Below are 25,626 nucleotides of genomic sequence, written 5' to 3'. Positions count from 1 at the left end.
TTATTGTCCCAACTTGAGGCGAGCAGTCTCGCCACTGGTGAACGGCGCCACGTCCACAGGCTGGCCGTTGTAGGCCACTTGCGCGCCACGGGCAAAGCCCAGACGCAGCGTCAAAGGAGGCTTGCCGCCCTGGTCAAGTGTATCTCCCTTACGCTTCAGACCACTGAACAGCACCTTGCCGTTGCCATCGGAGACTTGCGTCCAGCAGTCAGCGACGTAGGTAATTTGTACTCGGCCATCACCGGCGATCAGTACCGGGGTGGTTGGCGCGGAAATCGCCGGGGCGACGGGAGCCGTTGTTGCCGGAGCCTGCGCCGGTACTGCTGGCGTTGCTGGCGTATGAGCTGGAGCAGCAGGCGTCACTGCAACCGCTGGAGCGGGTGCGACGGGTGCCACTGCGGCGGCAGTACCTGCTTCGGGCGCAGGCTGCTCGGCGCTTGGCCCTGCCTCAGGCGCCGCCTGACCCTGGGCCACGGCCTGGTCTTCCGGCTCATCCAACGGATGAATCTGGGTGGTGCCGTCGGCGCTTTCGACTTCGACGTGCTCCATGGCGTTGCTGGACAAGTCCTTGCCACGCTGGGCGGTCTGATCCTGCCACCATACAAAACCACCGCCGATCACGGCGATGAGCAGCAACAGGCTGACAATGCGCAAAATGGTGTGGGAAACCCGCACAGGCTCTTCAATGCGGCCAAGACCATGGACATTGCTGCCCTGGGAATCGGTACCGGTGATTTGGTCGAACTCCTGGACCAATGCAGCCTGGTCGATACCCAGCAACTTGGCGTAGGCGCGGATATAGCCGCGGGCAAAGGTGTGCCCTGGCAGCTTGTCGAATGCGCCAGCTTCAAGGTTGCCCAATGAAGTCGTGGTCAAATTGAGCTTGAGGGCCACTTCTGCCAGCGACCAACCATTGCTTTCGCGGGCCTGACGCAAGGTCTCGCCTGGGTTTCCACGATTAGCTGCTACAACTTCCGGGTGCGCCGCTTTCATCATTGCTCCGACAGGTATTGCTGATATTCCGGCGTACCGGGATAGAGTCGTTCGAGTTGCTGGCCAAAACGTGCGGCCTTGTCGCGTTCTTCATGAACCGTCGCCAGGCGCACACCGAGCAATAGACTACGTGCATTTTGCCCGCTCAGCAGGCTAAAACGCTCGTAATAGTCACGTGCCGGCACATAATGCCTGTCTTCGAAGGACAACTCAGCCATTTCGAGCAAGGCCCGTGGCTGGCGCTGGTTCAGGTGCAGGGCTTTTTCCAGTTGCTGGCGTGCGGTGTCGCGCTGGCCGAGAAGCATTGAGGTCACCCCCAGGTTCTCGAAAACCCGCGAACGCTCAGGATAGAGGGTATCGGCCGCAGCCTGCTGGAAATATTCGGATGCCTGGGCATAACGTTTCTGCGCAAACAAAAAACTGCCGTAGTTATTCAGCAGTCTTGGGTCGCCAGGGCGTGTGGCCAGGGCCTTTTGGAAATATTGATCGGCCAATTCGGGCTCGGCCTGGGCCTGGAACACCAAGGCCAACGCAGCATTGGCGTCGGCGTCGCTGCCATCCAGCTCGAGGGCTTTTTTCAGCGGCACCTTGGCCTGTTCGGTCATCCCTTGCTGCAAGTACCCCAAGCCCAGCTGCACATAGGCAGCGCGCGCTTCGTCACGGCCCTTGCCGGTTTGCAACGGGCTGTCATGGCCCGATGAAACACAGCCAGCCGCGAGGCTGGCAACAAGCAAAAGCAGCGCAAGGCGCAAGGGCATAGAGATCCTCTCTCAGGTTCGAGTCGCGGCGCTTTGCGGCATATCGTCGGCGGCACTCAATTCACGCACGGCGATATAACGTTCGCTGCGACGGGTGCGATCCAGCACCTGTCCTACCAATTGGCCACATGCCGCATCGATGTCTTCGCCGCGGGTGGTGCGCACGGTGACATTGAAGCCTGCATGGTGCAGTTGATCCTGGAAACGGCGGATGGCGTTGTTGCTCGGCCGCTCATAGCCAGAATGGGGAAACGGGTTAAACGGAATCAGGTTGATCTTGCACGGTACGTTCTTGAGCAACTCGATCATCTCGACCGCGTGCTCGACCTTGTCGTTGATGTCCTTGAGCATGGTGTACTCAATGGTCAACACACGCTTTTCGCCCAAGGTCGCCATGTAGCGCTGGCAAGATTCGAGCAGCATCTTAAGCGGATACTTCTTGTTGATCGGCACCAATTGGTTACGCAATGCGTCATTCGGTGCGTGCAGCGACAACGCCAGGGAGACGTCGATGTGCTTGGCCAGCTCATCGATCATCGGTACCACGCCGGAGGTCGACAGGGTCACGCGGCGCTTGGAGATGCCGTAGCCCAGGTCGTCCATCATCAGGTGCATGGCCGCAACAACGTTGTCGAAGTTCAGCAGCGGCTCGCCCATGCCCATCATCACCACGTTGGTGATGGCACGGTCGGCGGTCGCCGGGATGCTGCCGAACGATTTATTGGCAATCCACACCTGGCCGATGACTTCGGCGGCGGTGAGGTTGCTGTTGAAACCTTGCTTGCCGGTGGAGCAGAAACTGCAGTCCAGGGCACAGCCTGCCTGGGACGAAACGCACAGAGTGCCGCGCTTGCCCTGGGGAATGTACACGGTCTCGACGCAGCTGCCGGACGCCACGCGCACCACCCACTTACGGGTGCCGTCGGTGGAAATGTCCTCGCTGACCACTTCGGGGCCGCGAACTTCGGCAATGGCCTTGAGCTTGTCGCGCAGGGCCTTGCTGACGTTCGTCATGGCGTCGAAATCATCGACGCCAAGATGGTGAATCCACTTCATTACCTGAGCGGCACGAAAACGCTTCTCCCCGATTGAGTCGAAGAATTTTTCCATTTCCTGTTGAGTCAGACCCAGCAGGTTGGTTTTTGCAGTCAATGTAGTCATGGATTCACCTTCGCTCTTTTAAGCCAATGCTTAGCGAGCGGTTACTTCAGTAGCAGCGAAAAAGTACGAGATTTCGCGGGCAGCAGCGGCTTCGGAGTCCGAACCGTGAACGGCGTTGGCGTCGATCGATTCAGCGAAGTCGGCACGGATGGTGCCGGCAGCAGCTTCTTTAGGGTTGGTAGCGCCCATCAGCTCACGGTTCAGAGCGATAGCGTTTTCGCCTTCCAGAACCTGAACAACAACAGGACCGGAGATCATGAAGGCAACCAGGTCGCCGAAGAAACCACGAGCGCTGTGCTCAGCGTAGAAGCCTTCAGCTTCAGCCTTGGACAGTTGCTTGAGTTTCGAAGCTACAACCTTCAGGCCGGCTTTTTCGAAACGAGTGGTGATCTCGCCGATGACGTTTTTTGCAACAGCGTCAGGCTTGATGATGGAGAAAGTACGTTGAACAGCCATGGTGTAACTCCAGAAACGGTAATTTGCGAAAAATTAAACCCGCGAATTATACGCGGGTTCTTGGGTATTGCCTAACTGCGTAAGGGAGGCTTCAGTCCTGCTCTTCTTTCCAGGCAGTTTGAATAGCTTCAAGCACCTTTTCACCGCCGCGTTCCCGGTCATCTTCGAACCCTGGCAAGGCCATGACCATGTCACGCAAAGCTACAAAGTTCAGCGAATAAGGGTTCAAGTCCGGGTGACCATCGGCCAGCAGGATAGCGATTTCTTGTACATCAACCCATTTAAGACTCATGACACTTCCTTGAATCAGTGCGGCGCTTCGGCGGCATGGTTGAGCGAATACTTCGGAATTTCGACGGTAAGGTCTTCTGTTCCCACTTTTGCCTGACAGCTCAATCGCGACGTCGGCTCAAGGCCCCACGCCCTATCAAGATAGTCCTCTTCCAGCTCATCAGCCTCTTCCAGGCTATTGAAACCTTCGCGGATGATGCAATGGCACGTGGTACAGGCGTTAACGCCGCCGCAGGCGCTTTCGATCTCGATGTGGTTATCGTGAGCGACTTCGAGAATGGACTTGCCGGTCTCAGCCTCCACAACCATACCGTCCGGGCAATGCTCGGCGTGTGGCAGAAAAATGATCTGCGGCATCAGTTAATCCTCAAGTTCATTCAAGTTGCGGCCCGCCAGGGCGGCTTTTACCGTCTGGTCCATACGACGGGCGGCAAAGGCATCGGTCACTTGCGACAGGCGCTTGGTCTGTTGCTCGATAGCGTAACCATCGGTGCCTTTCATCAATTCAGCCAGTTCCTGCATTTGCAGGTCGATGACCATGCGCTCTTCGGCATCCAGCAGACGTTCGCCGTCAGCTTCCAGGGCGCCCTGCACCGCTTCGAGCAGGCGCTGGGCGTCGACTTGCTGCTCACGCAGCACGCGGGCGACCTTGTCGTCACCGGCGTACTGGAACGAATCCTTGAGCATCTTGGCGATTTCACCGTCGGTCAGGCCGTAGGACGGCTTGACCTGGATGCTGGCTTCAACGCCGGAGGCCAGTTCGCGAGCGGCAACGCTGAGCAAGCCGTCGGCGTCGACCTGGAAGGTCACGCGAATCTTCGCCGCACCAGCCACCATCGCCGGAATGCCGCGCAATTCGAAGCGCGCCAGGGAACGGCAGTCGCTGATCAGCTCACGCTCGCCCTGCAGCACATGAATCATCATGGCCGTCTGACCATCTTTGTACGTGGTGAAGTCCTGGGCGCGGGCAACGGGGATGGTGGTGTTGCGTGGAATCACCTTCTCCATCAGGCCGCCCATGGTTTCCAGCCCCAGGGACAACGGGATCACGTCAAGCAGAAGCAGTTCGCCACCATCACGCTTGTTACCGGCGAGGGTATCGGCCTGGATCGCGGCACCGATAGCCACCACTTGATCCGGGTCGATTTCAGTCAGCGGCTGACGGCCGAAGGCTTCAGCGACCGCCTCACGAACACGCGGCACGCGGGTCGAACCACCCACCATGACCACGGCGACCACGTCTTCCAGCTCGACACCGGAATCACGCACGGCGCGGCGGCAGGCTTTCAGGCTGCGGGCGACCATCGGTTCGATCAACGAATCGAACGCTTCGCGGGTCAGTTGAGCCGACCAGCTACCGTAGGAAACTTCAACCGACGCAGCGTCAGTCAGCGCTTCTTTGGCGGCACAGGCAGTTTGCAGCAAATTACGTTGCGCACCCGGGTCCAGGTCGGCAGACAAGCCGGCACTGGTGATGATCCAGCCAGCAATGGCGTGATCGAAGTCATCGCCACCCAGGGCGGTATCGCCACCGGTAGCCAGCACTTCGAAGACACCGCCGGTCAGGCGCAGGATCGAAATATCAAAGGTACCGCCGCCCAGGTCGTAAATAGCCACCAGGCCTTCGGCGTGCTGATCCAGGCCGTAAGCCACAGCGGCTGCGGTCGGCTCGTTGAGCAGGCGCAGCACGTTCAGGCCGGCAAGTTTCGCCGCATCCTTGGTGGCCTGGCGCTGAGCGTCATCGAAATATGCAGGAACAGTAATCACCGCACCTACCAGTTCGCCACCCAAGGTGGTCTCGGCGCGCTGGCGCAAGACCTTGAGGATATCGGCCGACACTTCCACCGGGCTTTTCGGGCCCTGGATCGTGTCGATGAACGGCATATGTGATTCGCCGCCGACAAAGCGGTAGGGAAGCTGGTCGCCCAGCTGCTTGACGTCGGACAAACCACGACCCATCAAGCGCTTGACCGACAGCACGGTATTCAAAGGATCGGTAGACGCCGCCAGCTTGGCCGACTCGCCCACTTCGGTGCGGTCAGCGTGATAACGCACGGCAGACGGCAGGATGACCTGGCCATCCGCGTCGGGCAGCGGCTCGGAAAGACCGCTGCGCAATGCAGCGACCAGCGAATTGGTAGTGCCCAAGTCAATCCCGACCGCCAGACGACGCTGGTGCGGTTGAGGACTTTGACCGGGTTCGGCGATCTGCAGTAGGGCCATGGTAATCAGGACTTATCTGTATATCAGGCGTGCAACCTGGGCGGCACTGGGTTAATCGTCGAGGCGCTCTTCTAACTGGCGCACTTCGTAGGTGAGCTTGTCGAGGAACTGCATGCGCCGCATCAGGCGTTCGGCCTGTTCACGTTGCGCTGCATCATCCCAACAGGCTGCGAAGCTTTCGTTGAGTTCATCCTGGGCCACTTTCAGACGGCGCTTGAACACTGCGACTCCGGCCAGATCAGCCTCGTCCTGCAGTTCTTCAAGCTCCTCGCGCCATTGCATCTGCTGCATCAGGAAATCAGGGTCCTGGACCGTGACTTCAAGCGGCAGCTCGCGACCGCCCATCGCGAGCAGGTAGCGCGCGCGTTTGGGAGGGTTCTTGAGCGTCTGATAGGCTTCGTTGAGGCTGGCTGATTGCTCCAGCGCCAGGCGTTGCTCACGCTCGGAAGCGTCAGCGAAGCGGTCCGGATGCACCCCACGCGCCAATTCACGGTAGCGCGTGGCAAGCTGTTCAAGGTCCAGTCGAAAACTCGGCTGCAGCTCGAACAAAGCGAAATGACAAGGAGTACCCACAATCAGCCTCAGATGTTGAAGCTTTCGCCGCAGCCACATTCACCGCGTACGTTGGGGTTGTTGAACTTGAAGCCTTCGTTCAACCCTTCCTTGACGAAATCGAGTTCGGTGCCGTCCAGGTAGGTCAGGCTTTTCGGGTCGATGATCACTTTTTCGCCGTGACTCTCGAACACCTGATCTTCCTCGACCACCTCGTCGACAAACTCCAGCACGTAGGCAAGGCCGGAACAGCCCGTGGTGCGAACACCCAGACGAATCCCCTCACCTTTACCGCGCCCATTCAGGGAGCGGCGAATGTGCTGCGCAGCCGCTTCTGTCATGCTGATAGCCATCGTGACTCCTTACTCGTCGCCAAATTGCTTAGATCAAGCCTTTCTTCTGCTTGTAGTCGCGAACGGCCGCCTTGATGGCGTCTTCTGCGAGTACCGAGCAGTGGATTTTCACTGGCGGCAAGGCCAGTTCTTCGGCCAGCTGGGTGTTGCTGATAGTCACAGCCTCATCCAGGGTCTTGCCTTTCATCCATTCGGTCGCTAGGGAGCTGGAGGCGATGGCCGAACCGCAACCGTAGGTCTTGAACTTGGCGTCTTCGATAACGCCAGCTTCGTTGACCTTGATCTGCAGGCGCATAACGTCGCCGCACGCCGGAGCGCCGACCATGCCGGTGCCGACATCAGGGTCTTCCGCGTTCATCTTGCCGACGTTGCGCGGGTTTTCGTAGTGGTCGATGACCTTTTCGCTGTAAGCCATGGTACTGAATCCTCACTCATCAGGGCCGCTCTGGAACCCTGCAAACACGCCTGCGTTTTCCGCCACGTCTTTACAGAGCCTTTTGGGTGGCGGCTTCTATATTTAGTGTGCCGCCCACTCGATCTTGGAAATGTCGACACCGTCCTTGTACATGTCCCACAGCGGGGACAAGGTACGCAGCTTGGTGACGGCCTCGCAGACTTTCTGCGCGGCGTAGTCGACTTCTTCTTCGGTGGTGAAACGGCCGAATGTAAAGCGGATCGAGCTGTGAGCCAGTTCGTCGTTGCGGCCCAGGGCGCGCAGGACGTAAGACGGCTCAAGGGAAGCCGAGGTGCAGGCCGAGCCGGACGAAACCGCCAGGTCCTTGAGCGCCATGATCAGCGACTCGCCTTCGACGTAGTTGAAGCTCAAATTCAGGTTGTGCGGTACACGGGCGGTCATGCTGCCGTTGATGTACAGCTCTTCAAGGTGCTCGACCTGCTTGTAGAAGCGATCGCTCAGGGCCTTGATGCGCACGTTTTCGGCAGCCATGTCTTCCTTGGCCACACGGAACGCTTCGCCGATGCCGACGATCTGGTGGGTCGCCAGGGTGCCCGAACGCATGCCGCGCTCGTGACCGCCGCCGTGCATGGTGGCTTCGATACGTACGCGAGGCTTGCGGCTCACGTAGAGCGCGCCAATGCCTTTAGGGCCGTAGGTCTTGTGGGCAGAGAACGACATCAGGTCGACTTTCAGTTTCGACAGGTCGATATCGACCTTGCCGGTGGACTGAGCAGCGTCGACGTGCAGCAACACGCCCTTGGAGCGGGTCAGCTCGCCGATGGCGGCGATGTCGTTGATGGTGCCGATTTCGTTGTTCACGTGGATCACGGAAACCAGGATGGTGTCTTCACGCATCGCGGCTTCGATCATCGCAGGGGTCACGATACCGTCGGTGGTTGGCTCGAGGTAGGTAACCTCAAAACCTTCACGCTCCAGTTGGCGCATGGTGTCGAGGACAGCCTTGTGCTCAATCTTGGTGGTGATCAGGTGTTTGCCTTTGGTCGCGTAGAAATGCGCCGCACCCTTGATTGCCAGGTTGTCGGACTCGGTGGCACCGGAGGTCCAGACGATTTCACGTGGGTCGGCATTCACCAGGTCAGCGACCTGGCGACGAGCGTTTTCCACTGCCTCTTCAGCTTTCCAGCCGAAAACGTGGGAACGGGACGCCGGGTTACCGAAGTTTCCGTCAACCAGCAGGCATTCGCTCATCTTTTGCGCGACACGCGGATCAACCGGGGTGGTCGCTGAGTAATCAAGGTAAATCGGCAATTTCATGGACTTTCTCCTAAATCAGGCTGGCTGGCGTGCCGTTAGCTCTTCGGCTGTCACTCGACGGCGGACGCTTCAATCTTGTCCAGACGCGGCGCCTTGGTGTTGCAACGGCGCTGGTCCTGACGCTGGGCTACTTCTTGCACCTCACGGCGAGTCACAAGATCAGCCAAGCTGATACCACTCAAAAACTCATGGATCTGCAGGCTCAGGTCACACCACAAGTGGTGCGTAAGGCAGGTGTCGCCTGCGTGGCAATCACCCAGGCCCTGGCATTTGGTGGCATCGACGGATTCGTTCACCGCGTCGATCACCTGGGCGACCTGGATGCCCTGCATCTCGCGGGACAATTGATAGCCGCCGCCTGGACCACGAACACTGGAAACCAGATTGCTGCGGCGCAACTTGGCGAACAACTGCTCGAGGTAGGACAGGGAAATGCCTTGGCGCTCGGAGATATCGGCCAGGGACACCGGCCCATTTTGCGCGTGCAAGGCCAGGTCAAGCATGGCGGTCACCGCGTATCGGCCTTTTGTAGTCAGTCTCATGGACAAGTACCAAGGTGTTTCAGAATGGGAGCAAGTATGCGATTCCCGAGTATTTAAGTCAACTATAAGACCTAGTACTTTAGTCAGGAATACCCGTAAAAAGGGCGCGCGAATCATAGCAGGGCGGGACGGGATGGACCAGCGGGAACAGGGCCAAGCGGGAATTCGGGACTAATGAAGGTCAAAATGTGGGAGCGGGCTTGCTCGCGAATGCGGTGATTCAGTCAATATATTCGGTGACTGACGCGCAGCTTTCGCGAGCAAGCCCGCTCCCACATGGGTTTTGCAGTGATTGCGAGACTTCAGCCAGCCTTGGTGGCGGCACTTTCGTCCTTGATCTCGGCGAAGTCTTCCTTGCGCAGCTTAGGCAGATCCTTGGCGCAGTAGCTGCTGCCGAGGTCTTTCAGGGCACCGCACATACCGTCCAGCTTGCCGTCCACCGCTTGCAGGTGATCCAGCAACTGACCGATGGCACGCGCTACCGGGTCAGGCATGTCTTCGCTGACGCCATAGGCATCGAAGCCGATCTTCTCGGCCATGGCCTTGCGCTTGGCTTCCTGCTCATCACCCACTTCCGGCTTGACGATGATCCGCCCCGGAATACCGACAACCGTTGCGCCAGGCGGTACAGCCTTGGTCACCACAGCATTGGAGCCGACCTTGGCGCCCGCACCCACGGTAAACGGACCGAGCACCTTCGCGCCCGCCCCGACTACAACGCCATCTTCCAGCGTAGGGTGGCGCTTGCCTTTGTTCCAGGTTGTGCCACCCAGGGTCACGCCCTGGTAAAGGGTCACGTCATCACCAATCTCGGCGGTCTCACCAATAACGATGCCCATGCCGTGGTCGATAAAGAAACGACGACCGACCTTGGCGCCCGGATGAATCTCAATCCCGGTCAACCAACGGCCGAAGTTCGACACCAGCCGCGCCAGCCATTTCCAGCCCATGCCCCACAAGGCGCCGGACAGGCGATGGATCCAGATCGCGTGCATGCCCGGGTAGCAGGTCAGCACTTCAAAGGCGTTGCGCGCCGCCGGGTCACGGTGGAAAACACTCTGGATATCTTCTCGCAAACGCTCGAACATTTTTAATCCTTCCGCTTAAGAAGCTCGCCACGGGCCGCTTTCTGGGTTTCCGTGAGGATGCCACGCAATATATTCATTTCCGCTCGGCTGACCGAGCTGCGTCCGTACAACCGACGCAGGCGCGCCATCAAGTGCCGCGGTTTTTCCGGATCGAGGAATTCGATGGCCACCAGGGTTTGCTCCAGGTGCTCATAGAACCGCTCAAGCTCGTCCATGGTGGCCAGTTCGCCACTCTTGGTCGATGCAACCTCGTCCTTTTCAACCTTGCTTGGCTGGCCTTCAGCGGCCAGCCAGGCCATGCGCACTTCATAGCTCAACACCTGCACCGCTGCCCCGAGGTTCAGCGAACTGAACTCGGGGTCTGATGGGATGTGCACGTGATAATGACATCGCTGCAGCTCTTCATTGGTCAGGCCGGAGTCTTCACGGCCGAATACCAAGGCGATTTCAGCGCCGCCGGCGGCCTCTTCCACGACTTTGGTCCCGCATTCGCGAGGATCCAGCAGCGGCCAGGGGATGCGACGGTCGCGAGCGCTGGTGCCGAGCACCAGGTTGCAGCCGACCAGGGCGTCTTCCAGAGTGGCAACGACCTGGGCTTTTTCGAGGATGTCATTGGCGCCGGACGCGCGCGCATCGGCCTCGTGGTGCGGGAACACACGCGGCTCCACCAGCACCAGGCGCGTCAGCCCCATGTTCTTCATGGCTCGCGCCACGCCGCCGATATTGCCGGGATGACTGGTATTGACGAGGACGACACGGATGTTTTGCAGCAAGGGAGGCGCTCTCGGACACGGGAAAGGGGAGCAAATCTTACAGAACAGCCTAAGGTTATGCCATGAAAGGTAACGTCGTCCTTCACCTGAAGAAAGTTTCTGCTAGAATGCTCGGCTTTCTTTAACAACCTTAGGTGACACATCCATGCAGCCCATGCTGAATATCGCGCTGCGCGCCGCCCGCAGCGCCAGTGAATTGATCTTCCGCTCCATCGAGCGCCTGGATACCATCAAGGTCGACGAAAAAGACGCCAAGGATTACGTATCCGAGGTGGATCGCGCCGCCGAGCAGAAAATCATCGACGCGCTGCGCAAGGCCTACCCTACCCACGGCATCCTCGGTGAAGAAACCGGCCTGCACAAAGGTAGCGGCGAAGGCGAAGACTACCTGTGGATCATCGACCCACTGGATGGCACCACCAACTTCCTGCGCGGTATCCCGCACTTTGCCGTGAGCATTGCCTGCAAATACCGTGGCCGCCTGGAACACGCCGTTGTGCTGGACCCGGTTCGCCAGGAAGAATTCACCGCCAGCCGTGGCCGTGGCGCCCAGTTGAACGGTCGCCGCCTGCGCGTCAGCGGTCGCACCAGCCTCGACGGCGCCCTGCTGGGTACCGGCTTCCCGTTCCGTGACGACCAGATGGACAACCTGGAAAACTACCTGGGCATGTTCCGCGCCCTGGTTGGCCAGACCGCCGGCATCCGTCGCGCCGGCGCAGCCAGCCTGGACCTGGCGTATGTCGCTGCCGGTCGTTTTGATGCGTTCTGGGAGTCGGGCCTGTCCGAGTGGGACATGGCTGCAGGCGCACTGCTGATTCAAGAAGCGGGCGGCCTGGTGAGCGACTTCACCGGTGGTCACGACTTCCTGGAGAAGGGTCACGTGGTTGCCGGCAACACCAAATGCTTCAAGGCAGTCCTGACGGCGATCCAGCCGCACCTGCCGGCTTCGCTGAAGCGCTAAGCGAGCGAGCACAAAAAAGCACCCCTCGGGGTGCTTTTTTTATACCTGGGATTACTGCTGCGGCTGGTTCTGACCGATAACCAGGCGCCCTTCCTTGTCGACGGGGATCTGGTTGCCTGGATCACGATCCATGCGCACGGAGCCTTCCTTGCCGTCCAGGGTGTAACGTACGTCGTACCCGACAACCTTGTCGCTGATGTCATTAACGGTATTACAACGAGTTTGCGTGGTGGTGTAGGTATCGCGGTTCTGCATGCCTTCCTGAACCTTGTTACCAGCGTAACCGCCACCGACCGCACCGGCCACGGTGGCCAGCTTCTTGCCATTACCGCCGCCGACCTGATTACCCAACAGGCCGCCCGCCAGCGCACCGACCACCGTACCGACGATCTGATGCTGATCCTGCACAGGTTTCTGCCGGGTTACGGCAACATCCTTGCAGACCTCACGCGGGGTTTTAATCTGGGTTTTCACCGGCTGCACCGCCAGCACTTGCGCATACTCAGGGCCGCTTTTTACCAGGCTGTAGGTGGCAACAGCACCCCCGGCAGTCACACCGACAGCACCCAATACCGCACCAACCAGTAACGACTTGTTCACGTGAACCTCCTGACCATCACAAACGGACCGAACGATCCGCGCTATACCCAGCCTTGGAGCAAAAAAAAAGGCGCGAGTTCAATACTCGCGCCTTATTTGTAACAGCAGATCAACAATCACCCATCAAGGGCGGTCGTCGACCTCCTTGCCGGTGCTGGCAGGAGGGATCAAGTCTTCGCTGTTGAGGTTCAGCCAGATCAGTACCACGTTGGCGATGTAGATCGACGAGTAGGTACCCGCCAGCACGCCGATGAACAGCGACAGCGAGAAGCCCCACAGGTTGTCGCCACCGAACACCATCAGTGCGGCAATCGCCAGCAAGGTGGAGATTGAAGTCGCCATGGTGCGCAGCAGGGTCTGGGTGGTGGAGATGTTGATGTTCTCGATCAACGTCGCCTTGCGCAGCACCCGGAAGTTCTCACGAACCCGGTCGAATACCACGATGGTGTCGTTGAGGGAGTAGCCAATGATTGCCAGCACCGCCGCCAATACCGTCAGGTCGAAGGTGATCTGGAAGTAGGCCAGGATACCCACGGTCACGATCACGTCGTGGATCAGCGACACAATGGCGCCGACACCGAACTTCCACTGAAAGCGGAAAGCCAGGTAGATCATGATGCCGACCAGCGCCATCAGCATGCCGAGGCCGCCCTGGTCGCGCAGTTCTTCACCTACCTGCGGGCCCACGAACTCGACGCGCTTGACCGACGCCGGGTTGTCGCCGCCGACCTTCTGCAAGGCCTCGGCTACCTGGTGACCCAGTTGCGGGTCTTCGCCGGGCATACGCACCAGCAGGTCAGTGGTTGCACCAAAGCTCTGCACGATAGCTTCGTGATAGCCGGCCTTAACCAGCTCGTTGCGCACCAGGCTAACGTCGGCCGGCTTCTCGTAGGTCAGCTCGATGAGCGTACCGCCGGTGAAGTCCAGACCGTAGTTCAGGCCCTTATGGAACCAGCTGAACAACGCCAGAACGGTAAGGAGCATGGTGAAGCCGAACGCAACGTTGCGAACGCCCATGAAGTTGATTGTACGTAACATGGCAGCCCCTTAAATCCACAACTTCTTGAAGTCACGTCCGCCAAAGATCAGGTTGACCATTGCGCGGGTCACCATGATGGCCGTGAACATCGAGGTAAAGATACCGAGGGACATGGTCACCGCAAAACCTTTGACCGGGCCGGTGCCCATGGCAAAGAGAATCCCGCCGACCAACAGGGTGGTCAGGTTGGAGTCGAGAATTGCAGTAAATGCCCGGCCGAAGCCTTCGTTGATTGCCCGTTGCACGGTCATGCCCGCAGCAATCTCTTCACGAATCCGCGAGAAGATCAGTACGTTGGCGTCAACCGCCATACCCATGGTGAGTACGATACCGGCGATACCTGGCAGGGTCAGCGTTGCACCCAGCAGCGACATGAGGGCCAGCAGCATCACCATGTTGCCCGCCAGCGCGACGGTGGCGATGACGCCGAAGAAGCGATAGATGGCGATGATGAACAGGGAGACGAACAGCATGCCCCACAGTGCAGCGTCGATACCCTTGGTGATGTTGTCAGCACCCAGGCTCGGGCCGATGGTACGTTCTTCAGCGAAGTACATCGGGGCGGCCAGGCCACCGGCACGCAGCAGCAGCGCCAGTTCGGATGACTCACCCTGGCCGTTCAGGCCGGTGATGCGGAATTGAGCACCCAGCGGCGACTGGATGGTCGCCAGGCTGATGATCTTCTTCTCTTCTTTAAAGGTCTGTACCGGTACGTCTTTCTCGACGCCGTCAACCACTTGCTTGGTGTAGGTGGTGACAGGACGTTGCTCGATGAAGATCACCGCCATGCTGCGACCGACGTTGCTGCGGGTTGCGCGGCTCATCAGTTCGCCGCCGTGGCCATCCAGGCGGATGTTCACTTCAGGCGTACCGTGCTCGCCGAAACCAGCCTTGGCGTCGGTCACCTGGTCACCCGTAATGATCAAGCCACGCTCGATCAGTGCAGGTGGACGATTGCCTTCACGGAACTCGAACTCTTCTGCAGTAGCACGGGTAGCACCCGGCTCAGCCGCCAGGCGGAATTCCAGGTTGGCTGTTTTACCCAGGATACGCTTGGCTTCAGCGGTGTCCTGCACGCCCGGCAGTTCAACCACGATGCGGTTGGCACCCTGGCGCTGAACGATCGGCTCGGCCACACCCAGCTCGTTGACGCGGTTACGTACCGTGGTCAAGTTCTGCTTGATCGAGTATTCACGGATTTCCGCCAGCTTGGCCGGGGTCATCGCCAGACGCAGTACCGCCTGACCATTGAGGTCGGCCGGAACAATGTCGAAATCGTTGAAGTTCTTGCGGATCAGCGCACGGGCCTGTTCGCGGGTTGCTTCGTCAGCAAAGCCCAGCTGGATGGCACCGTTGAGCTGCGGCAGGCTGCGATAACGCAGGCGCTCTTTACGCAGCAGGCTCTTCACATCGCCTTCGTAGACTTTCAGGCGAGCGTCGAGGGCCTTGTCCATGTCCACTTCCAGCAGGAAGTGCACACCACCGGACAAGTCCAGACCCAGCTTCATCGGGTGTGCGCCGATCGCGCGCAGCCATTTTGGCGTGGTCTGTGCCAGGTTCAGTGCGACGACGTAGTCATCACCCATGACCTTGCGCACAACGTCTTTTGCCGGCAATTGGTCTTCTTGCTTGGTCAGGCGCAACAAGCCGCCCTTCGCATCAGCAGCCAAACTTGCCGCTTTAACCTGGATACCCGCGTCGGTGAGCGCTTTGCTCGCACGGTCCAGATCAGCCTGATTGACCTGCAGCGCAGTGCTGGCGCCAGTGATCTGGATAGCCGGGTCATCAGGATAGAGATTGGGAGCGGAATAAATAAAACCGATCGCCAGCACCGCCAGGATCAGTACGTATTTCCACAGAGGGTATTTGTTCAGCATCACGCCGCCCGCTTATAACGCGGGGCGCCTTGCGCGCCCCGTCGATTGGTAAAGGTTGTTACTTAGATCGCTTTGAGCGTGCCTTTTGGCAGCGTGGCAGCGATGGCGCCCTTCTGGAACTTCATTTCTACGGTGTCGGAGACTTCCAGAACCACGAAAGCGTCGGACACTTTAGTGATCTTGCCGGCGATGCCGCCAGTGGTCACAACTTCGTCGCCTTTCTGCAAGCTGCCCAGCAGGTTCTTCTGCTCTTTGGCGCGCTTGGCCTGTGGACGCCAGATCATCAGGTAGAAGATGACCAGGAAGCCGACCAGGAAAATCCACTCAAAACCACCGCCCATAGGACCGGCAGCGGCCGGTGCAGCGGCATCAGCCATGGCATTAGAGATAAAAAAGCTCATTTAGCACTCCAGTTGCAAATAGTGAATCTTAGGGTCGGAAAACTCAGTCCAAGGGCGGCACAGGCAGCCCGCGCTTGGCATAGAAGGCATCGACGAAGGCGGCCAATGTACCCTGTTGAATAGCCTCGCGCAAACCAGCCATCAGGACTTGGTAGTGACGCAAATTGTGGATGGTATTCAACATGCTACCCAGCATTTCCCCACACTTGTCCAGATGGTGCAGATAAGCGCGCGAGAAGTTCTGGCAGGTGTAGCAGTCACAGGTAGGATCCAGCGGCGATTCATCATGGCGATGGAACGCGTTACGGATCTTCAGCACGCCTGTATCGATGAACAGATGCCCATTGCGGGCATTACGGGTTGGCATCACGCAATCGAACATGTCCACACCGCGGCGCACACCCTCTACGAGATCCTCCGGTTTGCCAACGCCCATAAGGTAACGAGGTTTGTCAGCCGGCATCAGGCCCGGCAGGTAATCCAGCACCTTGATCATCTCGTGCTTGGGCTCGCCCACCGACAGGCCGCCGATGGCCAAGCCGTCGAAGCCGATCTTGTCCAGGCCGTCCAGCGAGCGCTTGCGCAAGCTTTCATGCATGCCGCCCTGCACGATACCGAACAGGGCAGCGGTGTTATCGCCATGGGCGTTTTTCGAGCGCTGGGCCCAACGCAACGACAGTTCCATGGAAATCCGCGCGACGTCTTCATCGGCCGGGTACGGCGTGCACTCGTCGAAAATCATCACGATGTCGGAGCCCAGGTCACGTTGCACCTGCATCGACTCTTCCGGGCCCATGAACACTTTGGCGCCGTCCACCGGGGAGGCGAAGGTCACGCCCTCCTCCTTGATCTTGCGCATGGCGCCCAGGCTGAACACCTGGAAACCACCGGAGTCAGTGAGGATCGGGCCTTGCCACTTCATGAAGTCATGCAGGTCGCCATGCTTCTTGATCACTTCGGTGCCCGGGCGCAGCCACAGGTGGAAGGTGTTGCCGAGGATGATCTCGGCGCCCGTGGCGACGATGTCACGCGGCAGCATGCCTTTTACCGTGCCGTAGGTACCGACCGGCATAAAAGCCGGGGTCTCGACGGTACCGCGAGGGAAAGTCAAACGGCCGCGGCGAGCTTTACCATCCGTGGCCAGCAATTCAAACGACATACGACTCATGATTGTTCCTCTGGGCCGCGCGGCGCCGGATTACGGGTGATAAACATCGCATCACCGTAGCTGAAAAAACGGTATCCGTTATCGATGGCGGCTTGATAAGCGGCCATGGTCTCGGGATAACCGGCAAATGCCGACACCAGCATCAACAGCGTGGATTCCGGCAAATGGAAATTGGTCACCAGAGCATCGACCACATGAAACGGCCGGCCCGGGTAGATAAAGATGTCTGTGTCGCCACTGAACGGCTTGAGCACGCCATCGCGCGCCGCGCTTTCCAGCGAGCGCACGCTGGTCGTACCGACCGCCACCACCCGCCCGCCGCGCGCCTTGCACGCTTCAACCGCATCCACGACGTCCTGGCTGACTTCCAGCCACTCGCTGTGCATATGGTGGTCTTCGATGTTATCCACACGCACCGGCTGAAACGTGCCGGCCCCCACGTGCAGGGTCACATAGGCCGTTTCAACGCCTTTGGCGGCAATCGCATCCAGCAGCGGCTGGTCGAAATGCAGCCCCGCCGTCGGTGCAGCCACCGCGCCCAGTCGCTGGGAATACACCGTCTGATAACGCTCGCGGTCCGAGTCTTCATCCGGGCGGTCTATATAAGGAGGCAACGGCATATGGCCGACGCGTTCCAGCAGCGGCAACACTTCCTCGGCAAACCCAAGCTCGAACAACGCATCATGACGGGCCAGCATTTCTGCTTCGCCACCGCCATCGATAAGGATCTTCGAACCCGGTTTCGGCGACTTGCTGGAGCGCACATGGGCCAGCACGCGATGGCTGTCCAGCACCCGCTCCACCAGAATTTCCAGCTTGCCGCCGGATGCTTTCTGGCCAAAAAGGCGAGCCGGAATCACCCGGGTATTGTTGAAAACCATCAAGTCGCCTGGGCGTAAATGCTCAAGCAAATCAGTGAATTGACGGTGTGCGAGGGCACCGCTGACCCCGTCCAGGGTCAGCAGTCGACTGGCGCGACGCTCGGCCAAAGGATGGCGAGCGATCAGCGAATCAGGGAGCTCAAAAGTAAAGTCAGCAACGCGCATGATGGGGTTCGTCTAGCAGGGCCGGGAAGTCTAGCGGAAATAGTGAAAATTGACCATGAAACGTGATTGACCAACGGTAATCTCATCTCTATACTTCGCCGCCATTGAGCCCTGATGGCGGAATTGGTAGACGCGGCGGATTCAAAATCCGTTTTCGAAAGGAGTGGGAGTTCGAGTCTCCCTCGGGGCACCATCTAAAGGTTTCATGTTGTTCTGACATGCTGCTGATACACAGCAAAGCCGGCCACTGCGCCGGCTTTCTTGTTTCTGCTTATCCCTTCTTTTTCCAGTATGTTCCTTGTTGTCTTATTCGGCGTTGATGTATGTTCGCCAAAAATACGAACTTGGCTCCATGAAAATTGAAGCGGTCCGGCATCAAGCGCGCCCTTCTCGCTGACACAGTCCTGTTATCACTTGAACCCGAAGCCAAGCAGTGCTGTGAGACCTATGACGTCGCTCGTACTTACTTCCGTGCGCCGCAAGCAAGCCTGCCAGTCACTGCGGAACATGATCCATGTGCGAGCCAAGGACGCGTCAGGCGACGCCCTGACCGGCCGCTTCAGGCCAGAGCTCAGCACGAAGGTGAGCACCCGGTAGAAGCTCATTACAACAGAACACAGTACAATCAACCCCTTTAGAACCGCCGCCTCTTTACAAGACGATAGACAATCACAAGGAACATCGTCATGCAGCGCATCGTTTTGACGGTATAGCCCAGGCACGATGACAAAAGGCAGGCACACAACAACTCGTCGGTGACGAAGCAATTTCATTCGGGGCCGGCCGTGACTTGACAGCTGCCCAAATTCGTTAAAAGGAGTCAACATGAATACTTATGCAATTGTTGGAGCTGGGGGATTTGGCCGAGAAGTGCTGCCACTCGTAAGAGAGAAACTCGGCGTGCTCAGCGAGGAAAAATTTCAGATTGTATTTGTCGATGATGGATCGCAAGCGGCAGAGATTAACGGCGTAGCAGTGATGACCACCGCTGAATTCAATGCATTGTCATCAGGCGAAAAATTCTTCAACATCGCCATAGGTAATAGCAGGATTCGCGAGCGAATTGCCGCCGAAATGATTTCTTCGGGAGCGCTGCCATTCACAATACACTCCATCAATAACAGTGTAAGTTTAGACTGCAACGTAATAGGTGAGGGCGCAATTTTATGCCCATTCACAACCATTACATCCAATACAAAAATCGGGAAATACTTTCACGCCAACCTGTACTCTTATGTCGCACATGATTGCACGATAGGTGACTTCGTAACTTTCGCACCAAGCGTAAAATGTAACGGTAACGTCACCATAGAAGATCATGCCTATATAGGAACAGGTGCCATTATTAAGCAGGGAACACCAGAAAAACCAATTGTCATTGGTGAAGGGGCTGTTGTTGGGATGGGAGCCGTAGTGACCAAGAGCGTTGCACCGGGCACCGTAGTTGTCGGAAACCCGGCCAAACCACTTCGAAAGGGACTGGGCAGCTGATGAGAGACTTTACCATGGGGTCCGTTCCCATTGCTGAAATTACAGTTGGAATGAAGGCAAGCTACTCTCAAACTATAACGGACGCTGATATCAAGGCATTTGCAGGTATTAGTGGCGACCACAACCCTGTACACGTCGACAGAGAATATGCTGAGGCTTCAAGGTTTGGCAAGCGTATCGCACATGGATTAATGTCTGCTGGTTTTTTCTCTGCCATATTCGGCACAAAAATCCCGGGGCCTGGTTGTGTGTATGTATCGCAGAGCCTGAATTTTTTACGCCCCGTCTATATTGACGACACTATCGTTGCCGAAGTTACAGTAACTAAAGTAGACTTGGAAAAACGCCGAGTTTTTTTCGATACTATCTGTAGCGTAAAAGGCAAGAAAGTCATTAGCGGATCTGCAGAAATCTTTATCCCAAACAAATAGCAACCACCCCGCTTTTTTGGGCGGGGCGGTTTCATCAATGGCGCAGAATGACTATCTCAACTCGAGAGCTTCAAGGCTTACAGTTGAAGACTAAATTACAATAGTACCCCTCAACACAATGCGCCACTCGTTTAAGAAAAACTTTGCATATTAGAAATATAGCATTCAGTGTTTTCCGGGCTTTCGTAACGATCAAGGATGAGAGGCATGTCGGTCCTCGGGCGAAGAAAGCCACTTCTCAGCGATTGAGTGTAGACTCCAACGTTAACATTATTGCGACGAGCCCTTGCGTCGACCGACACGCTGTCAATGCAGTAATTCATTGCACTGCCATTCCCACAAAGCTCGCCGCCGCTATTTATCATGCGGGATGAGTCCTGCCCTTCCATCACAACACCCCAAGCATTCTGCTCTGGCCCACCGCCTGGCACAGTGCCGGTGCAATAACAGTCGATCACAGAGTTGTTATTGCCGCCATTATCAATAAGAACAAGCGCTCGTCCTTTCCAATTAACCGACGTGATGTTCTGCACTGTACAATGCTGAGCGTAATGTAAATGCACGCCTACGGCGGAGTTCCCCGTAAATTCAAGACCTCGAATAAAGACGTTACGAATCGGCACACAAGTTGCCACGATAGCGCCGTTAGGATGTGCCGTCTTCAAGGCGTTATTAATTACCAAGGAGCCACCAAGCACGCGGAGAACTTGGCGAACCTCCATCGGTCCGTCGAGTGGCAGAGGCATACTTGCAAAACTAGTCGATGCATCCGAAATTACAATCCAATCCCCCGCCACATACTTTGTCGCGTCAGCGACGAAAATTTCAGTTTGATTCAGACCTGCTGCGCGAACAAGATAACTTGCCGGGCGTACCTTTCCTTGGTAATCAAACGCAGCATAACTTGGATCGGTAGGGGAGTTGGGGTTGCGGCCGATTCCGCTTGAATCAATTCGTACCTTTTCAATCCCCGGTGCTGGCTCGATGATGAGGCCATGAGCCGGAGTTAAATCCAACTTATTGAGAGATACGGGGGTCTTGATCGGGCATACGTCCCGATTGATTTGAATCCAACGATATCCAGCCTGAATGATTGATCTTAGCTGTGGCCCGTTATCGAGCGATGCGCTTGGCATAAACACATATGGAGTATCTTGATACATTGGTTACCTTATTCCTTAAATTAAATCGTCTCGCCTTCCTGGCGAGAAACAACTGTACATATAAACAGTACAAAAGTAAAGAAATGTGTAGGGATTTTCTCAGCCCCCCTAAATTCTGACACCACATGAGCGCTCGATTCGATAAGCCTGCCGTAGCGCCAAGCGCAGTGACCAGCGTTGCCCTGGACTGAGCGGCGCGCCCGACCAAGGATATGATGCGCCTACTGGACATTGATCGTACGACCCTGCCTCCCCTTCAAATCTCGGCCAATGTTTGGATCAACCTCAAAGGCAGACAGTAAGCACACTGCGTAAGTATACTTGTCGCGGCCCGCCATCTTCACAGGGCAACAGTTGCAACAAAACGTCGTCACACAAACCTCCCTCTATGGTCACGTGTATGGACGAACTTGAAACACCTATGGCCCTCAAGGTTGCTGAATAGCTTGGCCCTCCCAATGAGGCGACCATCTTAAAAAGACCTTGAAGTCCAAGGTCTTTTTTTCGCCTGCAGGAAAGTGATGATGGGCGGGCGAACGCGAGAAAAGAGGAACCTTGGCCATGGAACAGACGCTGGAAGCTGTAGCGCTTTTTGCTCTCAAGCTGGTGCATGAGACCGAAGGCGCGAGCCCGATTCTGCGGGACGACCTGGTCATGGACGGCTATGAGCGGGAGGTGTTTGGCTTGCTGGTGCGCAAGGGCGATATCAACGTCATCCAGCATAAGATCGACGAGTGCCTGGCATTGGCCCTCGAATCCCTGGGCGGTGCACACACCGTGATGGGCCGCGAGCTGCAACGGCTTGCGGTGGATGTACGCCAAGCGACGACACTCGAAGCACTCGATGCCCCGCTCAACGCACTCAAGGATTACCTGAAAGCCATCCTGTAATGCGCGACTTACCGCCGCCCTTCGACCGCCATGCGTACAGCCAGGCCCATCAGCACCGAGCCCATCAACCAGCGCTGTACGGTTTGCCAGACCGGTTTGCGGATGAAGAACCCCGCGATCGAGCCCGCCATCAGAGCGATCAGCCCGTTGACGCTCACGCTGATCATGATCTGCGTAAAGCCCAGTACCAGCGATTGCGAGAGCACACTGGCGTGCCCGTTGGGGTCGATAAACTGGGGCAGCAACGACAGATACATCACTGCCACTTTGGGATTCAGCAGGTTGGTGACAAAGCCCATCATGAACAGCTTGCGCGGGCTGTCCTTGGGCAAGTCCCGCACCTGGAAGGGCGACCGGCCACCCGGCTTCACCGCCTGCCAGGCCAGGTAAACCAGATACAGCGCCCCGCCGAGCCGCAGCGCGTCGTAGGCATAGGGAACCGCCATCACCAACGCGGTGATACCCAATGCCGCGCAGAACATATAGACGACAAAACCCATCGCAACGCCGCCCAGGGAAATCAGCCCGGCCAATCGCCCCTGGCAGATCGACCGCGAAATGAGGTAAATCATGTTCGGGCCGGGCGTCAGTACCATGCCGAGCGAGATCAGGCCGTAGGCAAGCAGGCTGGAGAGTTCGGGCATGGTGTGGCTCCTTGACGACGTAAAACCTTGTGATGGCCGGCGGGTTGTTGGCGCCATGGTAGGTCGATAAAAGGAACGCCGTTAGATACAGATCCGCGAGCAAAACGTCATACACCGGTACCGGCATCTGCTGCACCACTCACCCAAGGAAAGGCACATGATCGACTTCAACAACAAAGGCTTCTTCAAGCTCAAGCAGAACAACGAATACGCCGAGCGCGTTTCGTCATTGCTGCTGGATGATGAGCAGGTCATCGATTCCTATAAGGCCATGCGCGATGGGGTGGTGTTCACCACCAAGCGCATCATCGCCGTGAACGTGCAAGGGATTACCGGCAGCAAAAAAGACTTCACGTCCCTGCCGTACAAAAACATCGTCGCGTATTCGGTGGAAACCTCCGGGACGTTCGATCTGGATTCGGAGCTGGAGATTTACTTTTCGGCGGTGGGGAAAGTGAAGTTTGAGTTCACGGGGAAGACGTCGATTGTTGAGATATCGAGGGTGATTTCCCGGCATGTGCTTTGAACCGTTACGAAAACTCCGCTTTTAAGGATTTCCCACTATGGGCCCAAAAACCGCAGAGCTAATCGATGTGCTTGAGGAACTTGCCATCCTGCTGGAAAGCGATGGGGACAATCACTGGAGCCGATGGATGCGTAAGGCCAAAACCTTATTGCAAGCATCCGATTACTCCGGAATCACCTATTTGCGCTCTGCATACGGCGGAATGGGCTCGTTCAATGACCTCGTTCTTGGACAAAGCAGCGAAGGCGGCGTTTTTTTCTGGAAGCCTGGATACAAGGAGTTGAACGACCGGTTGGACGGGTTACGTAATAAAGCCGCGCAGTTGGGCGCGCAGATACAGCGCTCTCAGGCAGAGTAAGCGTGCTTGAATCAATGTAGCGATTGCTAAAGTGACTTTTCCCACACCTCCCATCGAACAACGAGAATTTCAGGTTCTTCTCCGCTCTCATAGGCTCGCTTCCTTGCACAGGGAAGTGAGCAGCCATGACAGAGCGCGCGTATCCAATTACCGAAGAAGAGCAGCTGAAGCGGCGAATCCTGACGCCGCAGCCTAAGCAGATTCCGTATTCACCGTTCATTGATTTGTATGAAGCCCCTCCCGCGCCCACGCCTGAACCCGTGAGAATTCCAGGCCATGTATTCGCCAAGTCGTGCCAGTTGCCCGACGGGATCATCAGCTACAACAACCCCACCGGTTATGTGCCGCTTGAGCTGATCAAGGATTACGGCCACTTCACGCTGTTAGGCGGACGGGAAGTGGACAGCCAAGGCGGAGTTTCCCTCAGGAAAATCAGCGGTAGTGCCCTACCCGTTGGGCTTGGCCAGCTTGTGCTGCGCACATCCGCGTTGGAGTCCGCGGCTGCGGCGGTCGGTGCCGCCGCTGGGGGTTTGCTTGCAGGGCTGGTGGCGCTGGCCTGGCCGTCGGAGCTTGGCGACAGTGCGCTCTATAGCGAAGAGCAGCTTCGTCACCTGCAAAAAGCCCGTTCGCGGATGCGGTTGCATATCGAGCAACGCGCCGATGGGACGCTGAAGGGATATGGGTTTTACACCGGTAAAAATACCGACTGGCAGATGATCGATGTGGTGCAGTTTCAGCGTCGTGACAGTCAGTTCGTGGCGGATCTTGGCGAGGGTGTGGAGCTGATTTGGACGCCGGCCATTGATCCTGGCGACACCCTTGGCATACCGGCATTGGAGGCTGCACCACAAGCGCCGGTGATGTGGATTTATCCGCCGACGGAGGCGGCCAAACAGATGCTGGTGAACCCGATTTATCCGCCGGAGTATCGGGATTTTATTCTGGTTTTTTCGGTGGAGTCGGGGATTCGGCCGCTGTATGTGGTGGTTAACGAACCACGAAAGGGGCTTAAAAACCCGGACCATGATTATTTCCCGGCCCCCAACGCTGCAGACATAACAGGCTTTCCAGGTCTGATAGACCAAAGACCCGTGACACCTAGAAAAGGCGGTAGCGGCTTACGCGAGCGCTGGATAGATGCCAAAGGGAGGAAAATATTTGAGTGGGATTCCAAGAAAGGCGAATTAGAAGTCTATCGAAACAGTGACCTTGCCCACCTAGACGCATTCGATCCCTACACCGGTGAGCGCCGAGGTCGAGCAAAACCCGAACGCCGCATATACAGATAAGTGGAAAACACATCATGGTTATGAAAGTCAGATTGCGTTGGTACGACAAGCAAAGCAATTACGTGAAGGCAGATGAATACTCGGCAGATATTGATGACGCGGAGAGCTTTTTTGAAACACTAGGGTTGAGTCAAGAAACGGCGATATATGCGGACGTGTTCAACGTTCGCCCAAGCTGGATAGCGACTATCCAACCGCATTTCCAGCATGTAATTGAACCCGTGAACTTCGATTACCAAATCTCTTTCAGCTACCAAGGCACATGGCCGCCCCAATCCTCCAAGAAACCATAAAGGAATCCAATGAAAAAGCCCCCTCTCTACCGCTCAGTCAACACCCGCACGCACAACGTGCGTCACGGCAGTTGCCGCACCTACAGGCAACAACGCCATAGTAAAAGCGAAAAGAATTCCATGCTCAGCCGTGGATCAATGCATAGCCATCACCGGCACGGTCTCGATTACACGCCACTATTTCGGTTTCTTCTGTCCAAGGTCGGCCATCATTGGGATGGTGTGTTCAGCGAAGCCAACGCCCGCCTGGACCGCCCGGAACCTGTGTTCTGGATGGTTGCTCTGCATGAAAGCGACAAAAAAGAGTACGTACGAACGGACGAATCCAGTTACTACAGCGGCTTATACGTCGACGAGACTGGTCTACTGCAAAAAGTTAACCCACAACTGACACCCGCGTTCATGAAGCCGTTTTGCGACTGCTGCACCCACACCTTCAACGGTGTGGTATTCCCACCGGTTCCACCCCACAGGCGCTAAAACTCAACCGCGCACACAACCCACCCACCTCCCGGTTATACAACTC

At 57.2% G+C, this 25,626-nt stretch carries 31 protein-coding genes and 1 tRNA gene; 10 read left to right on the top strand and 22 right to left on the bottom strand.

The window, feature by feature from the left end; translation table 11 throughout:
* From HX873_RS21705 to trmJ, 14 genes are all read right to left on the bottom strand, one after another.
* Positions 1–993: a RodZ family helix-turn-helix domain-containing protein gene (locus HX873_RS21705; protein ID WP_177081123.1), complete on the bottom strand. Its 993-nt coding sequence runs from the start codon at positions 991–993 to the stop codon at positions 1–3.
* Positions 993–1,751 carry a type IV pilus biogenesis/stability protein PilW gene (gene pilW / locus HX873_RS21700; RefSeq protein WP_003209669.1) on the bottom strand — a complete coding sequence of 253 codons (759 nt, stop codon included), beginning with the start codon at positions 1,749–1,751 and terminating at the stop codon, positions 993–995. Before pilW ends, HX873_RS21705 begins: the two co-directional genes overlap by 1 nt.
* Positions 1,752–1,763: 12 nt before the next feature.
* Complete coding sequence (gene rlmN, locus HX873_RS21695; protein WP_003209670.1) at positions 1,764–2,912, bottom strand: 23S rRNA (adenine(2503)-C(2))-methyltransferase RlmN; 1,149 nt, start codon at positions 2,910–2,912, stop codon at positions 1,764–1,766.
* Positions 2,913–2,942: 30 nt separating this feature from the next.
* The gene (ndk, locus tag HX873_RS21690) at positions 2,943–3,368 is read right to left on the bottom strand and encodes a nucleoside-diphosphate kinase (RefSeq protein WP_003175956.1); all 426 of its coding nucleotides are present in this window, start codon (positions 3,366–3,368) and stop codon (positions 2,943–2,945) included.
* A 91-nt stretch (positions 3,369–3,459) separates the two neighbouring features.
* Positions 3,460–3,660 (bottom strand): Fe-S cluster assembly protein IscX, encoded by a 201-nt coding sequence (gene iscX / locus HX873_RS21685; protein WP_177116667.1) that lies wholly within the window; start codon positions 3,658–3,660, stop codon positions 3,460–3,462.
* A gap of 14 nt (positions 3,661–3,674) precedes the next feature.
* Positions 3,675–4,016 (bottom strand): ISC system 2Fe-2S type ferredoxin, encoded by a 342-nt coding sequence (fdx, locus tag HX873_RS21680; RefSeq protein ID WP_003209674.1) that lies wholly within the window; start codon positions 4,014–4,016, stop codon positions 3,675–3,677.
* A gap of 3 nt (positions 4,017–4,019) precedes the next feature.
* Entirely contained in the window at positions 4,020–5,882 is a 1,863-nt protein-coding gene (gene hscA, locus HX873_RS21675; RefSeq protein WP_087695132.1) for a Fe-S protein assembly chaperone HscA, read from the bottom strand.
* Positions 5,883–5,933: 51 nt separating this feature from the next.
* Positions 5,934–6,455: a co-chaperone HscB gene (hscB, locus tag HX873_RS21670; RefSeq protein WP_008438289.1), complete on the bottom strand. Its 522-nt coding sequence runs from the start codon at positions 6,453–6,455 to the stop codon at positions 5,934–5,936.
* Between the two features lie 8 nt (positions 6,456–6,463).
* On the bottom strand, positions 6,464–6,787 hold the full coding sequence (iscA, locus tag HX873_RS21665; protein ID WP_003209680.1) for an iron-sulfur cluster assembly protein IscA: 324 nt from the start codon (positions 6,785–6,787) through the stop codon (positions 6,464–6,466).
* Positions 6,788–6,815: 28 nt separating this feature from the next.
* Positions 6,816–7,202: a Fe-S cluster assembly scaffold IscU gene (gene iscU / locus HX873_RS21660; RefSeq protein WP_003209682.1), complete on the bottom strand. Its 387-nt coding sequence runs from the start codon at positions 7,200–7,202 to the stop codon at positions 6,816–6,818.
* Positions 7,203–7,304: 102 nt separating this feature from the next.
* Positions 7,305–8,519, bottom strand: coding sequence for an IscS subfamily cysteine desulfurase (locus tag HX873_RS21655; protein ID WP_008438290.1), 1,215 nt, complete (start codon positions 8,517–8,519; stop codon positions 7,305–7,307).
* A gap of 50 nt (positions 8,520–8,569) precedes the next feature.
* Positions 8,570–9,061, bottom strand: coding sequence for a Fe-S cluster assembly transcriptional regulator IscR (gene iscR / locus HX873_RS21650; RefSeq protein ID WP_177027913.1), 492 nt, complete (start codon positions 9,059–9,061; stop codon positions 8,570–8,572).
* Between the two features lie 302 nt (positions 9,062–9,363).
* Positions 9,364–10,149 carry a serine O-acetyltransferase gene (gene cysE / locus HX873_RS21645; protein ID WP_177123184.1) on the bottom strand — a complete coding sequence of 262 codons (786 nt, stop codon included), beginning with the start codon at positions 10,147–10,149 and terminating at the stop codon, positions 9,364–9,366.
* Positions 10,150–10,151: 2 nt separating this feature from the next.
* On the bottom strand, positions 10,152–10,922 hold the full coding sequence (gene trmJ, locus HX873_RS21640; protein ID WP_003210307.1) for a tRNA (cytosine(32)/uridine(32)-2'-O)-methyltransferase TrmJ: 771 nt from the start codon (positions 10,920–10,922) through the stop codon (positions 10,152–10,154).
* Positions 10,923–11,067: 145 nt separating this feature from the next.
* Here trmJ and suhB point away from each other — a divergent pair, with 145 nt between their 5' ends.
* On the top strand, positions 11,068–11,883 hold the full coding sequence (suhB, locus tag HX873_RS21635; RefSeq protein ID WP_003175971.1) for an inositol-phosphate phosphatase: 816 nt from the start codon (positions 11,068–11,070) through the stop codon (positions 11,881–11,883).
* Between the two features lie 51 nt (positions 11,884–11,934).
* On the opposite strand, the gene HX873_RS21630 is transcribed toward suhB, so the two are convergent.
* The 6 genes from HX873_RS21630 to queA form a co-directional block, all read right to left on the bottom strand.
* On the bottom strand, positions 11,935–12,483 hold the full coding sequence (locus tag HX873_RS21630; RefSeq protein ID WP_003210309.1) for a glycine zipper 2TM domain-containing protein: 549 nt from the start codon (positions 12,481–12,483) through the stop codon (positions 11,935–11,937).
* 123 nt (positions 12,484–12,606) lie between these two features.
* Positions 12,607–13,521, bottom strand: a complete 915-nt coding sequence (secF, locus tag HX873_RS21625; RefSeq protein WP_003210311.1) for a protein translocase subunit SecF — start codon at positions 13,519–13,521, stop codon at positions 12,607–12,609.
* Between the two features lie 9 nt (positions 13,522–13,530).
* Positions 13,531–15,399, bottom strand: a complete 1,869-nt coding sequence (secD, locus tag HX873_RS21620; RefSeq protein ID WP_003210312.1) for a protein translocase subunit SecD — start codon at positions 15,397–15,399, stop codon at positions 13,531–13,533.
* 62 nt (positions 15,400–15,461) lie between these two features.
* On the bottom strand, positions 15,462–15,800 hold the full coding sequence (gene yajC, locus HX873_RS21615; protein ID WP_003175975.1) for a preprotein translocase subunit YajC: 339 nt from the start codon (positions 15,798–15,800) through the stop codon (positions 15,462–15,464).
* Between the two features lie 43 nt (positions 15,801–15,843).
* Positions 15,844–16,959: a tRNA guanosine(34) transglycosylase Tgt gene (gene tgt, locus HX873_RS21610; protein ID WP_166742186.1), complete on the bottom strand. Its 1,116-nt coding sequence runs from the start codon at positions 16,957–16,959 to the stop codon at positions 15,844–15,846.
* 5 nt (positions 16,960–16,964) lie between these two features.
* Positions 16,965–18,014 carry a tRNA preQ1(34) S-adenosylmethionine ribosyltransferase-isomerase QueA gene (queA, locus tag HX873_RS21605; protein ID WP_008438293.1) on the bottom strand — a complete coding sequence of 350 codons (1,050 nt, stop codon included), beginning with the start codon at positions 18,012–18,014 and terminating at the stop codon, positions 16,965–16,967.
* A 108-nt stretch (positions 18,015–18,122) separates the two neighbouring features.
* On the opposite strand from queA, the gene HX873_RS21600 reads away from it, so the two are divergent.
* The 3 genes from HX873_RS21600 (at position 18,123) to HX873_RS21590 (ending at position 19,936) form a co-directional block, all read left to right on the top strand.
* Positions 18,123–18,207, top strand: a tRNA-Leu gene (locus tag HX873_RS21600).
* Positions 18,208–18,839: 632 nt separating this feature from the next.
* On the top strand, positions 18,840–19,505 hold the full coding sequence (locus tag HX873_RS21595; protein WP_008438437.1) for an acetyltransferase: 666 nt from the start codon (positions 18,840–18,842) through the stop codon (positions 19,503–19,505).
* Entirely contained in the window at positions 19,505–19,936 is a 432-nt protein-coding gene (locus HX873_RS21590) for a MaoC family dehydratase (RefSeq protein ID WP_087695135.1), read from the top strand. The genes HX873_RS21595 and HX873_RS21590 overlap by 1 nt, the downstream gene beginning before the upstream one ends.
* Before the next feature lie 131 nt (positions 19,937–20,067).
* Here HX873_RS21590 and HX873_RS21585 read toward each other — a convergent pair whose 3' ends face one another.
* Positions 20,068–21,099, bottom strand: a complete 1,032-nt coding sequence (locus HX873_RS21585) for a hypothetical protein (protein ID WP_177116669.1) — start codon at positions 21,097–21,099, stop codon at positions 20,068–20,070.
* 561 nt (positions 21,100–21,660) lie between these two features.
* Here HX873_RS21585 and HX873_RS21580 point away from each other — a divergent pair.
* A complete protein-coding gene (locus HX873_RS21580) occupies positions 21,661–21,990 on the top strand; it encodes a hypothetical protein (protein WP_177123183.1) in 330 nt (109 codons plus the stop codon).
* An 8-nt stretch (positions 21,991–21,998) separates the two neighbouring features.
* Here the strand turns inward: HX873_RS21580 and HX873_RS21575 are convergent, their stop codons facing one another.
* Positions 21,999–22,634 carry a LysE family translocator gene (locus HX873_RS21575; RefSeq protein WP_102605677.1) on the bottom strand — a complete coding sequence of 212 codons (636 nt, stop codon included), beginning with the start codon at positions 22,632–22,634 and terminating at the stop codon, positions 21,999–22,001.
* Positions 22,635–22,791: 157 nt separating this feature from the next.
* Here HX873_RS21575 and HX873_RS21570 point away from each other — a divergent pair, with 157 nt between their 5' ends.
* The 5 genes from HX873_RS21570 (at position 22,792) to HX873_RS21550 (ending at position 25,580) form a co-directional block, all read left to right on the top strand.
* Positions 22,792–23,160 carry a PH domain-containing protein gene (locus tag HX873_RS21570; RefSeq protein WP_003210321.1) on the top strand — a complete coding sequence of 123 codons (369 nt, stop codon included), beginning with the start codon at positions 22,792–22,794 and terminating at the stop codon, positions 23,158–23,160.
* 37 nt (positions 23,161–23,197) lie between these two features.
* Positions 23,198–23,518, top strand: coding sequence for a hypothetical protein (locus tag HX873_RS21565; protein WP_008438441.1), 321 nt, complete (start codon positions 23,198–23,200; stop codon positions 23,516–23,518).
* 125 nt (positions 23,519–23,643) lie between these two features.
* Positions 23,644–24,807 carry an S-type pyocin domain-containing protein gene (locus HX873_RS21560; RefSeq protein WP_177123182.1) on the top strand — a complete coding sequence of 388 codons (1,164 nt, stop codon included), beginning with the start codon at positions 23,644–23,646 and terminating at the stop codon, positions 24,805–24,807.
* 14 nt (positions 24,808–24,821) lie between these two features.
* The gene (locus HX873_RS21555; protein ID WP_008438442.1) at positions 24,822–25,100 is read left to right on the top strand and encodes a colicin E3-like toxin immunity protein; all 279 of its coding nucleotides are present in this window, start codon (positions 24,822–24,824) and stop codon (positions 25,098–25,100) included.
* Positions 25,101–25,109: 9 nt separating this feature from the next.
* Complete coding sequence (locus HX873_RS21550) at positions 25,110–25,580, top strand: hypothetical protein (RefSeq protein ID WP_083853253.1); 471 nt, start codon at positions 25,110–25,112, stop codon at positions 25,578–25,580.
* The last annotated feature ends 46 nt before the right edge of the window (positions 25,581–25,626 follow it).

This window comes from Pseudomonas sp. P7758 (genome assembly GCF_013386485.1).
In the GTDB taxonomy this organism is placed as follows: Bacteria; Pseudomonadota; Gammaproteobacteria; order Pseudomonadales; family Pseudomonadaceae; genus Aquipseudomonas.
This window is presented reverse-complemented; position numbering and strand designations above follow the sequence as displayed.